Here is a 13786-nt window from a genome sequence, read left to right on the forward strand (position 1 = left end):
CGGTGAAGGCGGAAAGTTTCTTCTTACATAGCTGTGATGTCAATTATCGACATCGTGTCAGAACTGGCATACCGTGCAGCCGTCACCCCCCTCACCAGGAGCCCCGCATGAGTCTCCCCCTCACCCGATTAGCCGCACTCACCGCCACCGCCCTCGCCGCCTTCGTCCTCGTCCTCACCGGACGCCCCGCCGTGGCGGCCGGGCCCACCCCGCTCCCCGCGGCGTTCGACCGCGCCGCCGCCGCACACGACGTGCCGCGCGACCTGCTGGTCGCCGTGGCCTACGCCGAGACCCACCTCGACGACCACGGCGGCAAGCCGAGCGCGAGCGGCGGCTACGGCGTCATGCACCTGGTCAGCAACCCCACGGTCCACGCCCTGGAGAAGGCCGCAGAGCTGACCGGGCTGCCCGCCGAGACGCTGCGCTCCGGCACCGAGGCCAACGTCATGGGCGGCGCGGCCCTGCTGCGCGCCCACGCCGACGAGCTCGGCCTCGACGAGACCGCGAGGAAGGACGCCGGCCGCTGGTATCAGGCGGTGGCCAGGTACTCCAACGCCGCCTCGCCCGAGGTCGCCCGCCTCTACGCCGACTCCGTCTACGAGCAGCTCGGTCTCGGGATCAAGGCCCGCGGCGTCACGGTCGCGCCTCGGGAGGTCACCGCGGACCGCGGCGCCTACGCCAAGGTCCGCGACCTGAACTCACCGGTGGAGACGCTCAGCACCGACTACGGACCCGCCGCGTGGGTGCCGGCCAGCTCCGCCAACTACACCGCCTCGAGCCGCCCGTCGAGCTACGCCATCGACCGGGTGGTCATCCACGTGACCCAGGGCTCGTACGCCGGCACGATCTCCTGGTTCCAGAACTCCGCCGCCCAGGTCTCGGCGCACTACGTGGTGAAGTCGTCGAACGGCGAGATCACGCAGACGGTGCGGGAGAAGGACATCGCCTGGCACGCGGGCAACTGGTCCTACAACACCCGCTCCATCGGGATCGAGCACGAGGGGTACATCAGCGACGCCTCGTGGTTCACCGACGCCATGTATCGCGCCTCGGCGGCGCTGACCCGCGCCATCTGCGACAAGTACGGCATTCCGAAGGACCGCGCGCACATCATCGGCCACAACGAGGTGCCGGGCGCCACCCACACCGACCCCGGCTCCTACTGGAACTGGACGACCTACATGAACTACGTGACCGGCGGCGGCACCCCGTCGTGGTCGGCCACGGTCGACAACTCGAGCGGCCAGTTCACGGCGAGCGCCAACTGGGGCACCTCGTCCTACTCCGGCCAGCGCTACGGCGCCGACTACCGGTTCGCGAACCCCGTGGCCGCCAGCGACCCGGCCTGGTATCAGGTCGCCGTCCCCAGCGCCGGCACCTACCGGGTCGAGGTCTGGTATCCGTCCGACCCCGGCTACAACTCCTCGGCGCCGTACATCGTGGCGACGTCGAGCGGCAACCAGACGGTCTACGTCGACCAGCGCTCCGGCGGCGGCACCTGGCGCAGCCTGGGCACGTTCTCCCTCAACGCCGGCACCTACAACGCCGTCGGCGTCAGCCGCTGGACCTCCGGCACGGGCTACGTCGTGGCCGACGCCGTCCGGGTCACCCGGGTCTGATCCCCGTGCGCGTCCGTACGGCTCACGCGCGGAGGATGTCGCCGGGGATCTCGTCGGGAATCCACGAGCCGTGGAACCCGGCGGGCACCCGGCGCGGCAGCCGTACGGACGCCACCTGGGCCAGGTCCGACGCGTCGAGCACGAGCAGCTCGGCGCCGTGCTCGGTGCCCGCGATCGACAGCAGCCAGCCCTCGTCCTCGGCCTTGGCGCCCGAGGCGGGGACGAACACGGCCTCGCCCGGCGAGCGCTCGCCGGTCTGGTGCGCCCGGCTCGTGCCGTTCGCGGTGTCGTACTTCACGATCGCGCCCTTGCTGACCGCGTAGATGTAACGGCTGGTCAGGCCGGTGCGCGTCTCGTTGATCGTGGGGAACTCCACGTCCAGGTCGTCGAGCGGCTCGTCCTTCGCGACGCCGGTGGCGGGGTCGAGCGTCCAGCGGTGCAGGGCCGCGCCCCCGGTGTGGGCGGCCGGGTTGACCGCGCCGCCGATGGTCGGCCAGAAGCCGCAGAACGCCCCCGGTGAGTAGCGCACCGCGTCGACGACGAGGCGCCCGTGCTCGTCCTCGCTCGCGTTGCCCACGTGGAAGACGTAGCAGGGGTCGATCTCGAACCACCGCACGTCACCGGTCCTGCGGCTCATCACGCCCAGCCGCGCGCCGTACGCGTCGTCCCACCGGTACGGCATGCCGCGGCCCACCAGGTCGAAGTCGAAGACGACCGGCAGGTCGAGCCACACCAGGTGGTGCTTCGTGATCGCGAAATCGTGGGCCATGGTGGGCCCGGGCACGTCCACCGGCCGGCTCTCCACCAGCTCGCCTGCGGCGGACAGACGGTGGTAGGTGAGGTAGGGCCTGGCCCAGCCGTACCCGAAGAAGTGCAGCTCCCCCGTGATCGGGTCCTCCTTCGGGTGCGCGGTCATCGCCGTGGCCAGCCGCCCCCCGAAGTCGCACGGGCCGACCGTGTCGAGTTCCGGCGTCATCTCGTACGGCAGGCCGTTCTCCACGAGCGCGAGGATCTTGTCGGCGTGCCGGATCACGTGGGTGTTGGCGGGGACCGCCGCGAGGTCGACGCCGCGCTCGTGCACGTACGGCGCGCCGGCGAAGCGGGTGGTGCGGACCCAGCGGTTGCGGTACCACTCGGCCCGTCCGTCGCGCAGCCGGACGCCGTGGATCATGCCGTGGCCGACGAACCAGTGCCCGGGGTCCTCCCCGGGGCGGGGGTTGGGCCCGTTGCGGAAGTAGCGGCCGGTGAGCTCGGGCGGGAGCGTGCCCTCGATCGGCAGGTCGATCGCGTCGATCTCGTCGGGCACGGGGGCCAGGCGGCCGGTCAGGTAGGAGGCGGTCATGTCGGTGATTCCCTTCAGGCGGCGTAGCGGGCGCGGACGATCTGGGGGTAGCGGATGGTGAACAGGGCGGGGAGCGCGAAGCCGCAGACCTTCACCGCGATGATCGCGGCGGTGGCGTGCGGGGCGAAGGCGAGCAGCAGGGCGAGGCCGACGGCGTTGAGGGTGAAGCCCACCGCCCACACGGCGGTGATGACGGCGTTGACGCGGTAGAACAGCGGGGTCGCGTGCACCTCGGGAGCGGTCGTCCGGCGGGCGATGCCCAGCGTGAACGGCTTGCGGATGGCCAGCGACCCCCAGGCGGTGAGCGCCAGCCAGGCCACCGAGACGGCCGGGCCGTACTCGCCGAAGGGCGCCGGCGTGACCGTGAACGCGGCGAGCGTCAGACCGGCGAAGAACACCCCCGAGCTGAGCTCGATGACCATCTCGTCCCATCCGCGCCCCGCCCGGCGGTCGACGGCGAGCAGCACGAGCGACACCAGGAGGGCGGCCGCGGCTCCGAATCTGGCCTCACCGTTCGTGCTGAGAACGGCGAAGGCGATCCAGGGGAGGAAGGTGAGGACGTAACGGAGCACGGGGGGTTCCTTAGATTCGACGTTCCACTAGTGACATGTCGAAAGTAGAACCTCCACTGGCGACATGTCAACACAGGAATGTACGATCGGACCCATGAGCCTTCGTCATGCCATGCTCGGCCTCCTGTCGGCCGGGCCCGCCAGCGGCTACGACCTGTTGAAGACCTTCGAGCTGTCGCTGGAGAACGTATGGCCCGCGACCCAGAGCCAGCTCTACGCCGAGCTCGGCCGGCTGGCCAAGGAAGGGCTGGTGCGGGTCGTGGCGGAGGGCCCGCGCGGGCGGAAGGAATACGAGATCACCGAGGAGGGCCGGGCCGAGCTGCGCCACTGGCTGGTCGAGGTGCCGCCCACGATGAACCGGCGCAGCGACATGCTGCTACGGGTCTTCTTCCTCGACCAGGTCGGCACGGGCGCCGCCCGCGGCTACCTGGAGCGGCTCGCCGAGCGTGCCGTCCACGAGCACGACCAGCTCCTCGGCATCCGCGAGTTCGTCATCGGCCAGGGCGACGACGCGCTGCGGTTGTACGGCGACATCGCGCTGGAGTGGGGCCTGCGCCTGACCGCCGCGCAGCGCGACTGGGCCGAGTGGGCCGCCGGACGGGTGGCGGCGCTGGAGCAGGAGGACCCCCGCCCACGCTCCTGACGAGCACGACAACTCGGCATACATCGGATGGCGATCCGGCCGGGTCATGCTCCTGCCATACCGCGATCGGGGCGCGGTGCGGGGGAAGCGGGGTCACGGCTCCGGGGGCGCCGGCGGGGGCCGGTGCGGAGCCCGTGACCCGGTCGTGGCGGCGTCCCGCAGCACGCGGGACGCCGCAGGGCGGCACGGGGATGACAGCGGCGGACGGGGACGACCCATGGATCTATCTGCGCGTCTGGGGGCATGGCGCGTCCTGCCCGGCGACCCGGGAGACCTGCTGCGGCTGGCCCTGCCGATCGTCGCGGGAGGCGTCGCGGGGGGATCCGGCGACGTGATCGAGCTCACCGGCGCCACCGCGGTGGTGACGGTCTCCCTCCACCTCCTGCCGGGTGAGGTGGGACGGCCCAGGGACCTCGCGTTCGACCTGACCAGGGCCGGTCGGCCGGGCGACGTGCCCGTGCCCGGCGTGGTCACCCTGTGGCGCTCACCGGCCCGGCGAAGGTCCTCGACCGGCTCGGGGAGACCGGGCGGGACATCGTCGTGAGCGCCGTCGCCGAGCACCTGGTCGCGCACGCCACCGCGCTGTCGTACGCGCTCGCCCAGGTCAACCTGGTCGCACCGGGGCAGGGCGGCCGGCTGGACCCGGTCCGTTCGGCGTTCTGCTACTCGCGCAGCCTCGCGCCGGACGACCCCGGGCACGTCGCGGTGCTGAGCGTCACCGACGGCCGGGCGCGGCGTTCGACGCGATCGCCCAGCAGCTCGCCGCGTTCGACCCGTTTCATCTGAAGGTCGAGGAGATGATCGGCGAGGGCGACCGGGTGACCGTGCGGCTGACGATGTCGGGGGTGAACTCCGGCTCTCACCCGCGAATGCCGGAGCCCACCCACCGTTCCTTCACCGTCGAGGCGATCTTCATCCTCACCCTGCGGGAGGGGAAGATCTCCGAGATGCGCGCGGTGAGCGACCGCCTGGGCCTGTTCCTCCAGCTCGGCTGGGACTGGCCCGAGGTCGACTGACCCGTGAAGCCTTCAGTCCGAGGGCGTCAGTGCGTGGCCATGTCCACGAAGCGGCTGTAGTGACCCTGGAAGGCCACCGTGACCGTGGCCGTGGGGCCGTTTCGGTGCTTGGCCACGATCAGGTCCGCCTCGCCCGCGCGCGGCGACTCCCGCTCGTACGCGTCCTCCCGGTGCAGCAGGATGACCATGTCGGCGTCCTGCTCGATGGAGCCCGATTCACGTAGGTCTGACACTTGTGGGCGCTTGTCCGTACGCTGCTCGGGACCACGGTTGAGCTGCGAGATCGCGATGACCGGCACCTCGAGCTCCTTGGCCAGCAGCTTCAGTGCCCGGGACAGCTCCGAGACCTCCTGCTGGCGGCTCTCGGTCTTCTTGGGCGAGCTCATGAGCTGGAGATAGTCGACGATCACGAAGCGCAGGTCGTGGCGCTGCTTGAGGCGGCGGCACTTGGCCCGGATCTCCATCATCGACATGTTCGGGGAGTCGTCGATGAACAGCGGCGCCTCGGCGACCTCGCCCATCCGGCGGGCCATCCGCGTCCAGTCGTCGTCGCTCATCATGCCCGAGCGCATCGTGTGCAGCGCCACCCGCGCCTCGGCGGACAGCAGACGCATGGTGATCTCGTTGCGCGACATCTCCAGCGAGAAGATGACCGTGGTCATCTGATGCTTGATCGCCGCCGACCGCGCGAAGTCCAATCCCAGAGTGGAGTTGTGCGTGGGGATGCATGACCTGCCGGCCAGGTACATGTGGTCGGCGTTGTCGACCTCCACACACCTCACCGGTACGGAAGGCACCGGGCGGACGTCCACGATGTAACGCACCCGCGTAGTCGGATGGGCCTTCGTCACCTGCCTGGCGGCCTTACGCGCGAGCCGGAAGACCTTCTCCGCCGGAGTGAAGTTGATCATGTAGCAGACAGACGACTCCGCGGTCCTGCCCTTGACGGCCTTCGTCCTCATCGTGGCCTTGTAACCCAGGCTGAGCACGAGTTCGAGTGCGTCTTCCGCGAGCCTGCGGTTCGTGAGCGCGAGCTGCACCTGCCCGTTGCGGTTCACGTAGCCGTCGGTGTCCAGGAGCCCGGCCAGAAGGTCCCGTCGCTGGCGCTCGGCCGCACGCAGGTACGACCGGGGAATCTGCTTGTCACCGAGCACGCCGAGGCCGCGCAGGATCGCCTGCACGCTGCCGTGGTCGTCGTGGCACTTCTGACAGCGCCTGCCCCCCGAGGAGGGCCCGCCGCAGTCGCCGCACACCGGAGCGGGGACCGGCTCCGAGACGAACCGTGCCCTGCCGCCGCAGGACCGCCCGCACGTGCACACCTGGGAGGTCTTGGGGACGAACGCCTTTCCACAGACGACGCAGGCGTGCTCCGGCGACGGCTCCGGCTCCGGCTCGGGGAGCTTCAGCGAGTAGGTGATGCCCGTGCCCAGCCGGTCGACCCGCAGGCCCTCGAACTCGAGCTGCGCGACGATCTCGGGCTCGACGGTCGTGATCCTCGCGCCGTCGCTGTGGCCGTCCCCGAGCCAGACGCCCAGGGCGTACGGCGATAGGGGCAGCTCTCGCTCGGGCAGGTCGAACGCTTCCGCGACGGCGACGGCGTGGTTCGGCCGGTTGTCCGACGAGGCGCAGCGCAAGGTGGCGGCGATCTGCTCGGTGGTCACGATGTCGCCGTGGACAGCGGTCGTGGCCGCATTCCTCGGCCTGCTCACGTGTTCGTGCAGGGTCTGGAACAGGTTCCTGCGCGAGTACACGGGCGTGTTCCACACATAGCTTCGGCGCGGGCCGCTCACCGAACGCGGCGCCTTCCCTGCCGCGCCGGCTGTGCCCTGCACTGTGTGGAGGACGTGCCGGAATTCCGACCCGACGACGGCCATCGCCTCCTGATGGGTGATGAGCTCGTCGGGAAGGGCCAGCGCCGTGGCGTAGGCGTCCTCCACCTTCCGCAGTGCGGCGGAGGACCAGTAATGGCTTGTCCCGCTCCCCGAGCGCTGCCGACGGCCGGCGCGTGTGCTCGTACGCCACTGGTGCTGGGCGTCGGCCACGATGACCGTGCCGTCGCTGAACTCGACCTCGTAGCAGGGCCTGTCCGTCATGACGTCCGTGGCGGCGACGACGCGCGTCGGACGGCCGTCGGCGCCGATCAGATGGTCGCCGACCCGCACCTCCCCCATCGTGGTCCACCCGTCGGGCGTGGGCAGAGGCGTGTCGAGAGCGAGCGCCTTGCCGATCGCCGGGCGGGCGGCGACGACGATCATCTGGCCGGGGTGGAGGCCGTTGGTCAGGGCGTCGAGGTCCTGGAAGCCGGTAGGGACGCCGACCATCTGGCCACCGCGGCTGCCGATGGCCTCGATCTCGTCCAGCGCCGACGGCATGATCTCCGACAGCGGGAGGTAGTCCTCGGACGTGCGGCGCTCGGTGACCTTGTAGATCTCGGCCTGCGCGCGGTCGACCAGGTCGTCGACCTCCTCGCCCTGGCCGCCGTACCCGTAGGAGACGATGCGGGTGCCGGCCTCGATGAGGCGGCGCAGGACGGCCTGCTCGCGGACGATCTTCGCGTAGTAGCCGGCGTTGGCGGCGGTGGGCACGATCGCGGTCAGCGTGTGCAGGTAGGCGCCGCCGCCGACCCGGGCGACCTCGCCGCGCTTCTGCAACTCGTCGAAGACGGTCACCGAGTCGGCGGGCTCGCCCCGGCCGTACAGGTCGGTGATCACCTCGAAGACGATCTGGTGGGCCGGCCGGTAGAAGTCGTCGGCGCGCAGCACCTCGATGACGTCGGCGATGGCATCCTTGGACAGCAGCATGCCGCCCAGCACCGACTGCTCGGCCTCGATGTTGTGCGGCGGCGTCCGCTCGAACGTCGAATCGGAGCCTCCCGGTCCCCCCGGGAAGTCGAGCACGCTCACCCTCACACCCCCTGCCCAGCGGTCACAGCATCCCCAGCCCGGTGCGCAAGTCTCCCCAACCCCAGGGCCAGGCGGCAACTTGACCAGTGGACAACCCTGTGGACAACGTGTGCAGTCCGCTGCCGTGACATGTGAAAACCCTGGGGACGACCCTGTGGACAGCGATGTGACCGCATCCGCGAAGCCCGCTCCCACCTGGGATTTCGATATCCACGGCCTGTGGAGGAAAGAAAGTCACCGGAGATCTGCGATACCGATCGAGCATGACTCCGTAAGCCGCAAAATAGGTTTATGCCACTTACCTCCGGAACGGGACACGGCCGTGCCCACGACAGGGAGATCCTCAGGCTCGCGATCCCGGCGTTCGGGGCACTGGTGGCCGAGCCGCTCTTCCTGCTCACCGACTCCGTCATCGTCGGCCACCTTCCCGATCCTGCGCTCGGCGCTCTCGGCGTGGCCAGCGCGGCCCTGTCGGCCCTCGTCGGGCTGTGCGTGTTCCTCGCGTACGCCACCACGGCCGCGGTCGCGCGGAGGCTGGGGGCGGGGGACGTCAGGCAGGCGATGCGCCAGGGGATGGACGGCCTGTGGCTGGCCGCGATCATCGGCCTGGCCGTCAGTGTGGCGTGCTGGCCTCTTACTCCGTTTATCGTACACCTGTTCGGAGCGACCGGCCAGCTCGCCGCGCAGGCCGTCACCTATCTGCGCATCAGCCTGCTCGGCACCCCCGGCATGCTGCTGGTCCTCGCCGGCACCGGCGTCCTGCGCGGGCTGCAGGACACCCGCACGCCGCTGGCCGTGTCCGTCGCGTCGTTCGCACTGAACGCACTGCTCAACATCTGGTTCGTGCTCGGCCTCGGCTGGGGGATCGCAGGATCGGCCTGGGGCACGGTCGCCGCGCAGTCCCTGGCCGCCGCGGCCTACCTCGCGCTGGTCGTACGGACCGCCCGCGCCCACGGCGCCTCGCTGCTGCCCGACCTCGCGGGGGTGCGGGCCGCCGGCGCCGCGGGGTTCGCCCTGGTCGTCCGTACGGCATGCCTGCAGGCCGTGCTGCTCGTCGCCACCTCGATCGCCACCCGGATGGGCGACGACCAGATCGGGGCGCACACGATCGCCGCCCGGATCTGGACGTTCCTCGCCTTCGCCCTCGACGCCATCGCGATCGCGGGGCAGGCCATCACGGGCCGCGCGCTGGGCGCGGGCGACACCGCGGGCACCCGGGCGGCCACCAGGCGCATGGTGATGTGGGGCGTCGGGTGCGGCGTCGTGTTCTGCGCGGCCGTCCTGCTGGCGCGCCCGCTGGTGCCCGCCCTGTTCGACGCGCGGGGCGCGGTGGCCGCCGAGCTGCTCGCCGTGCTGTGGCCGGTCGCGCTCCTGCAGCCGATCGCGGGCGTCGTGTTCGTGCTCGACGGTGTCCTCATCGGGGCCGGCGACCAGCGCTACCTCGCGTGGGCGGGGCTGTGGACGACGCTGGCCTACCTGCCGTTCGCCGCCGTCGCGGGCACCCTGGTCGCCCTGTGGCTCGCGCTCGGCGTCTGGATGGCCGCCCGGCTCGTCACGCTCGCCCTCCGCGCGTACGGCACCGCTTGGATGGTCACCGGCGCCTCGGGGACGACGGCCGCCTGACTCACATGCGGCGGGCCTCCAGCACGCGCTGGAGGAACGCCCGGGTGCGGGGATGCTCGGGCGCGCTGAAGATCTGCTCGGGCGGGCCGCTCTCCAGCAGCACGCCGCCCTCCAGGAAACACACGGTGTCGGCGATGTCGCGGGCGAACCCCATCTCGTGGGTGGCCAGGATCATCGTCATCCCGGTCTCCTTGAGCTCGCGGATCACGCCGAGCACCTCGGTGACCAGCGTGGGGTCGAGCGCGGAGGTGATCTCGTCGAGCAGGAGCAGGCGGGGGTCGGTCGCGACCGCGCGGATGACGGCGACCCGCTGCTGCTGGCCGCCGGACAGCCGGTCGGGGTACTCCCCCGCCTTGTCGGCCAGCCCGAACCGGTCGAGCAGCTCGCGCGCCCGCGCCTCGGCCTCCTCGGGCCGCACGCCGTGCACCTTGCGCGGCGCGAGCGTGATGTTGTCGAGCACGGTCATGTGCGGGAACAGGTTGTAGGCCTGGAACACCATGCCGATGCGGCGGCGCACGTCGTCGGGGTCGGCCCGCACGTCGGTGATCTCCGCGCCGTCCAGATGGATCGCGCCGTCGTCGATCGTCTCCAGCAGGTTGACGCAGCGCAGCAGCGTCGACTTGCCCGAGCCGGACGCGCCGATCAGGCAGACAACCTCGTGCGGGGCGACCTCCAGGTCGATCCCGCGCAGCACGCTCAGCCCCTGGTAGTGCTTCCAGACGCCCTCGACCTTGAGCAGGCTCATGCCGTGCCGCCTCCCGTCTGGCGCCGTTCGACCCGTGCGGCGAGATGATCGGTGAACCGGGCCAGCGGCACCGTCATCAGGATGAACAGCAGCGCGGCCACCAGGTAGGGCGTGTAGTTGAAAGTGGAGGCGACGTGGATCTGCGCCTGCCGCACCGCCTCCAGCGGGCCGAGCACGGAGACCAGCGCGCTCTCCTTCTGCAGGGCGACGAAGTCGTTGAGCAGCGGCGGGATCACCCGGCGGACGGCCTGCGGCAGCACCACATAACGCATGGTCTGCCCGTGGCTCAGGGCCAGCGACCGCGCCGCCGCCCGCTGGCTGGGGTGCACCGACTCGATCCCCGCCCGGAACACCTCCGCGACGTACGCGCTGTAGGACAGCACGAGCGCGATGATGCCGAGTGCCACCGGGTCGCTCGGCGCGCCCTGCAACTGGAGCGCGGGAATGCCGAACCCGACCAGATAGATGAGCAGGATGGTCGGGATGCCGCGGAGCACGTCGGTGTAGAGCACGGCGAGCGCGCGCAGCGGGAAGAACACCGGCGAGCGCAGGCCGCGCACCAGTGCGATGAGCAGCCCCAGCACGAGGATGAACACCTCGGCGATGAGGAAGATCTTGATGTTGAGCAGGATCCCGCGCAGCACGTCGGGCAGTGCATCGACGAACGCCTCGGGGCTGAAGAAGGTCTCCCGCACCCGCGGCCACCCCGGCGACGAGGTGACCACGACGACCAGGGCGACCAGGACGACGATCGTGGACGCGGTGGCGACCGAGGTCGACCGCCGCGCCCGGCCGCGCAGCTCCGCCTCCCGGCGGAGCTGCCGCTCGCTCTTCACCCACACAGGCCCCGCCTGCTCCGCGTCTCCCGTCGGCACGGGGGAGGCGGCGGACTGCCCGTCGGTCACTTGAGCTCCGGCGCGCCCGCGGCGGCGGTCAGCCACTGGCTCTCGATCTGCGCCAGCTCACCGGACGACTTCAGCTCGCCGATCGCCTTGTCGACGCAGCTCACCAGCGAGCTGCCCTTCTGGAACAGCAGGCCGAACTCCTCCGGCTCGCCGCCGTTCGCGGCGAACTGGCCGACGATCTTCGAGCCCTTCACCTGGGCGGCGGTGACGTAGAAGGCCGTCGGCAGGTCGACGACGATGGCGTCGATCTGCTTGTTCTTCAGCGCGTTGACCGCGTCCACCTGCTGGTTGAACACGCTCGGGTCCTTGCCGGGCTGTATGACCGACCGCACCGCCTCCAGCGCGGTCGTGCCGGCCTGCACGCCGATCTTGGCGTCCTTGAGCTCGGCGAGGCTCGTGGCGGAGGCGAACTTCGTGCCGTCGAGGGCCACCACGCCCTGCTTGACCGTGTAGTAGCCCTGGCTGAAGTCGACGGCCTTGGCCCGGCTGGGGGTGATGGAGATCTGGTTGATGTCGAAGTCGAACTGCTTGGGCCCGGGGGCGAACGACGAGTCGAACGGCACGACCGCCCAGGCGACCTCGTCCTTGGTGAAGCCCATCTTCCCGGCCACCGCGTAGGCGACCGCGCTCTCGAAGCCCTGGCCGTTGGAGGGGTCGTCCTCCTTGAACCACGGCTCGTACGCCGGCTTGTCGGTGCCGATCGTGAGCTTGCCGGGAGTGGTGAGCTTCAGGCTCTCCTTGGCGCACGCGTTCGCGGCGGCGGAGCCGGCCGGGCTCGCGGCGGCGCTCGCGGTGGTGGAGGTGTCGTCCGCCGGAGCGCAGGCGGCGGCCGCCAGCACGAGGGCGCCGGACGCCAGCAGGAGTGAGGGACGGCGCATCACAGCCTCCATCAGGGGGTCTTTCTACGAAATCCGCTAAATCGGACGGCAAGATACTAGCGTTCCGTATAACCCCTGTTTACCTGAGGGGAATCGCCTCGTCGCCGTGCGGCTCAGAAAAGCGCGAAGGGCCCCTCTCCGGCGGACGGAGAAGGGCCCTCGACGGACTGCGACGGGTGTCAGCCCGCGACCACCTCGACATCGAGGGTGGCGGCGACCTCCGGGTGCAGCCGGACGCTCACCTTGTGGGTGCCGACGCTCTTGATCGCGTTGCCGATCTCGATGCGACGGCGGTCGAGCTGCGGACCGCCGGCGGCCTTGACGGCCTCGGCGATGTCGCCGGTCGTGACCGAGCCGAACAGCCGGCCCGAGTCGCCCGCGCGGGTCTTGAGCCGCACCTTGAGGGCGCCGAGCTGGCCGGCGACCTCCTTGGCGGAGCCCAGGTCGCGGATCTCGCGGGCGGCACGCGCCTTCTTCAGCGAGGCGATCTGCGACTCGGCGCCGCGGGTCCAGCGGATGGCGAAGCCACGCGGAATGAGGTAGTTGCGGCCGTAGCCGTCCTTCACCTCGACGACGTCGCCGGGAGCGCCGAGGCCGGAGACCTCAGTAGTGAGGATGAGCTTCATTGTCCTGAGTCTCCTTTCTCAGCGCGCGGTGCTCGTGTACGGCAGCAGGGCCATCTCACGGGCGTTCTTGATAGCGGTCGCCACGTCGCGCTGGTGCTGGGTGCAGTTGCCCGTCACCCGGCGGGCACGGATCTTGCCGCGGTCGGAGATGAACTTCCGCAGCAGCCCCGTGTCCTTGTAGTCGACGTAGGAGATCTTGTCGTGGCAGAAAAGGCAAACCTTCTTTTTGGGCTTGCGGATTGCCGGCTTCGCCATCGTGGTGCTCCTCTCAGAGCCCCGCATGTCGCGGGAATGGTCGCTCGGTTGTGTTTACGTTGGTGGGACCGGAAGGCCCCGGTGACCTAGAAGGGCGGTTCGTCGCTGAAGTCGCCGCCGAAGCCGCCACCGCCGCCCTGCGGGCCGCCGAAGCCGCCGCCACCGCCGGAGCCGTAGCCCCCCTGCGGAGCGGGCGCCGCGGTCGCCCACGGGTCGTTGGCCGGGCCGCCTCCGAAGCCGCCGCCACCGCCACCGCCCTGGCGGGAGGTCTTGTTGACCTTCGCCGTGGCGTTGCGCAGCGAGGGGCCGACCTCGTCGACCTCGACCTCGTAGACCGTGCGCTTCTCGCCTTCCTTGGTCTCGTACGACCGTTGGCGCAGCCGTCCCTGCACGATGACCCGCATGCCGCGCTGGAGGCTCTCTGCGACGTTCTCCGCCGCCTGCCTCCAGACGTTGCAGGTGAGGAACAGGCCCTCGCCGTCCTTCCACTCGTTGGTCTGCCTGTCGAGGAACCGCGGAGTGGACGCGATGCGGAACCGGGCCACGGCCTGCCCCGTCGGGGTGAAGCGCAGCTCCGGGTCGTCGACAAGATTGCCGACGATCGTGATTTGGGTGTCGCCTGCTGCCATCGGTCGCTTTCGCCTTCCTATCCCGTCAGC

Annotated in this window: 15 protein-coding genes; 6 read left to right on the plus strand and 9 right to left on the minus strand. The window is 70.5% G+C overall.

Annotated features, from left to right (window positions below; genetic code table 11):
* The first annotated feature begins 107 nt into the window (after nucleotides 1-107).
* On the plus strand, nucleotides 108-1619 hold the full coding sequence (locus FLW16_RS46045; RefSeq protein ID WP_142564126.1) for an N-acetylmuramoyl-L-alanine amidase: 1512 nt from the start codon (nucleotides 108-110) through the stop codon (nucleotides 1617-1619).
* 22 nt (nucleotides 1620-1641) lie between these two features.
* Here the strand turns inward: FLW16_RS46045 and FLW16_RS33160 are convergent, their stop codons facing one another.
* Nucleotides 1642-2961: a carotenoid oxygenase family protein gene (locus FLW16_RS33160; protein ID WP_185949701.1), complete on the minus strand. Its 1320-nt coding sequence runs from the start codon at nucleotides 2959-2961 to the stop codon at nucleotides 1642-1644.
* A 14-nt stretch (nucleotides 2962-2975) separates the two neighbouring features.
* Nucleotides 2976-3533: a hypothetical protein gene (locus tag FLW16_RS33165; protein ID WP_142564128.1), complete on the minus strand. Its 558-nt coding sequence runs from the start codon at nucleotides 3531-3533 to the stop codon at nucleotides 2976-2978.
* A gap of 94 nt (nucleotides 3534-3627) precedes the next feature.
* Between FLW16_RS33165 and FLW16_RS33170 the strand changes: the two genes are divergently transcribed.
* The 4 genes from FLW16_RS33170 to FLW16_RS33180 all read left to right on the plus strand — a co-directional run bounded on the left by FLW16_RS33170 (nucleotide 3628) and on the right by FLW16_RS33180 (nucleotide 5192).
* Entirely contained in the window at nucleotides 3628-4176 is a 549-nt protein-coding gene (locus FLW16_RS33170; RefSeq protein WP_142564130.1) for a PadR family transcriptional regulator, read from the plus strand.
* A 217-nt stretch (nucleotides 4177-4393) separates the two neighbouring features.
* Nucleotides 4394-4720: a TULIP family P47-like protein gene (locus FLW16_RS33175; protein ID WP_185949702.1), complete on the plus strand. Its 327-nt coding sequence runs from the start codon at nucleotides 4394-4396 to the stop codon at nucleotides 4718-4720.
* On the plus strand, nucleotides 4717-4962 hold the full coding sequence (locus FLW16_RS45590; RefSeq protein ID WP_260615839.1) for a hypothetical protein: 246 nt from the start codon (nucleotides 4717-4719) through the stop codon (nucleotides 4960-4962). The genes FLW16_RS33175 and FLW16_RS45590 overlap by 4 nt, the downstream gene beginning before the upstream one ends.
* On the plus strand, nucleotides 4923-5192 hold the full coding sequence (locus FLW16_RS33180) for an ester cyclase (RefSeq protein ID WP_260615852.1): 270 nt from the start codon (nucleotides 4923-4925) through the stop codon (nucleotides 5190-5192). The genes FLW16_RS45590 and FLW16_RS33180 overlap by 40 nt, the downstream gene beginning before the upstream one ends.
* Before the next feature lie 26 nt (nucleotides 5193-5218).
* Here FLW16_RS33180 and dnaB read toward each other — a convergent pair whose 3' ends face one another.
* On the minus strand, nucleotides 5219-8095 hold the full coding sequence (gene dnaB / locus FLW16_RS33185) for a replicative DNA helicase (protein ID WP_260615841.1): 2877 nt from the start codon (nucleotides 8093-8095) through the stop codon (nucleotides 5219-5221).
* Between the two features lie 291 nt (nucleotides 8096-8386).
* On the opposite strand from dnaB, the gene FLW16_RS33190 reads away from it, so the two are divergent.
* Complete coding sequence (locus FLW16_RS33190) at nucleotides 8387-9718, plus strand: MATE family efflux transporter (RefSeq protein WP_142564136.1); 1332 nt, start codon at nucleotides 8387-8389, stop codon at nucleotides 9716-9718.
* Between the two features lies 1 nt (nucleotide 9719).
* Here FLW16_RS33190 and FLW16_RS33195 read toward each other — a convergent pair whose 3' ends face one another.
* The 6 genes from FLW16_RS33195 to FLW16_RS33220 form a co-directional block, all read right to left on the minus strand.
* A complete protein-coding gene (locus FLW16_RS33195) occupies nucleotides 9720-10463 on the minus strand; it encodes an amino acid ABC transporter ATP-binding protein (RefSeq protein WP_142564138.1) in 744 nt (247 codons plus the stop codon).
* Nucleotides 10460-11368 carry an amino acid ABC transporter permease gene (locus tag FLW16_RS33200; RefSeq protein ID WP_142564140.1) on the minus strand — a complete coding sequence of 303 codons (909 nt, stop codon included), beginning with the start codon at nucleotides 11366-11368 and terminating at the stop codon, nucleotides 10460-10462. Before FLW16_RS33200 ends, FLW16_RS33195 begins: the two co-directional genes overlap by 4 nt.
* Nucleotides 11365-12246 (minus strand): ABC transporter substrate-binding protein, encoded by an 882-nt coding sequence (locus tag FLW16_RS33205; RefSeq protein ID WP_142564142.1) that lies wholly within the window; start codon nucleotides 12244-12246, stop codon nucleotides 11365-11367. Before FLW16_RS33205 ends, FLW16_RS33200 begins: the two co-directional genes overlap by 4 nt.
* A 179-nt stretch (nucleotides 12247-12425) precedes the next feature.
* Complete coding sequence (gene rplI, locus FLW16_RS33210; protein ID WP_142564143.1) at nucleotides 12426-12872, minus strand: 50S ribosomal protein L9; 447 nt, start codon at nucleotides 12870-12872, stop codon at nucleotides 12426-12428.
* A gap of 18 nt (nucleotides 12873-12890) precedes the next feature.
* Nucleotides 12891-13127, minus strand: coding sequence for a 30S ribosomal protein S18 (gene rpsR, locus FLW16_RS33215; RefSeq protein ID WP_030508621.1), 237 nt, complete (start codon nucleotides 13125-13127; stop codon nucleotides 12891-12893).
* An 86-nt stretch (nucleotides 13128-13213) separates the two neighbouring features.
* Entirely contained in the window at nucleotides 13214-13756 is a 543-nt protein-coding gene (locus tag FLW16_RS33220; RefSeq protein ID WP_142564145.1) for a single-stranded DNA-binding protein, read from the minus strand.
* Nucleotides 13757-13786 lie beyond the last annotated feature (30 nt).

This window comes from Microbispora sp. KK1-11 (genome assembly GCF_006874435.1).
GTDB classification, from domain to species: domain Bacteria; phylum Actinomycetota; class Actinomycetes; order Streptosporangiales; family Streptosporangiaceae; genus Microbispora; species Microbispora catharanthi.

Excerpts from the sequence above, each read along its gene's own strand:
- FLW16_RS46045 (WP_142564126.1), top strand. The coding sequence starts at position 108 with ATGAGTCTCCCCCTCACCCGATTAGCCGCACTCACCGCCACCGCCCTC.
- FLW16_RS33160 (WP_185949701.1), bottom strand. The coding sequence starts at position 2,961 with ATGACCGCCTCCTACCTGACCGGCCGCCTGGCCCCCGTGCCCGACGAG.
- FLW16_RS33170 (WP_142564130.1), top strand. The coding sequence starts at position 3,628 with ATGAGCCTTCGTCATGCCATGCTCGGCCTCCTGTCGGCCGGGCCCGCC.
- FLW16_RS33175 (WP_185949702.1), top strand. The coding sequence starts at position 4,394 with ATGGATCTATCTGCGCGTCTGGGGGCATGGCGCGTCCTGCCCGGCGAC.
- FLW16_RS33190 (WP_142564136.1), top strand. The coding sequence starts at position 8,387 with ATGCCACTTACCTCCGGAACGGGACACGGCCGTGCCCACGACAGGGAG.
- FLW16_RS33195 (WP_142564138.1), bottom strand. The coding sequence starts at position 10,463 with ATGAGCCTGCTCAAGGTCGAGGGCGTCTGGAAGCACTACCAGGGGCTG.
- FLW16_RS33205 (WP_142564142.1), bottom strand. The coding sequence starts at position 12,246 with ATGCGCCGTCCCTCACTCCTGCTGGCGTCCGGCGCCCTCGTGCTGGCG.
- rplI (WP_142564143.1), bottom strand. The coding sequence starts at position 12,872 with ATGAAGCTCATCCTCACTACTGAGGTCTCCGGCCTCGGCGCTCCCGGC.
- rpsR (WP_030508621.1), bottom strand. The coding sequence starts at position 13,127 with ATGGCGAAGCCGGCAATCCGCAAGCCCAAAAAGAAGGTTTGCCTTTTC.
- FLW16_RS33220 (WP_142564145.1), bottom strand. The coding sequence starts at position 13,756 with ATGGCAGCAGGCGACACCCAAATCACGATCGTCGGCAATCTTGTCGAC.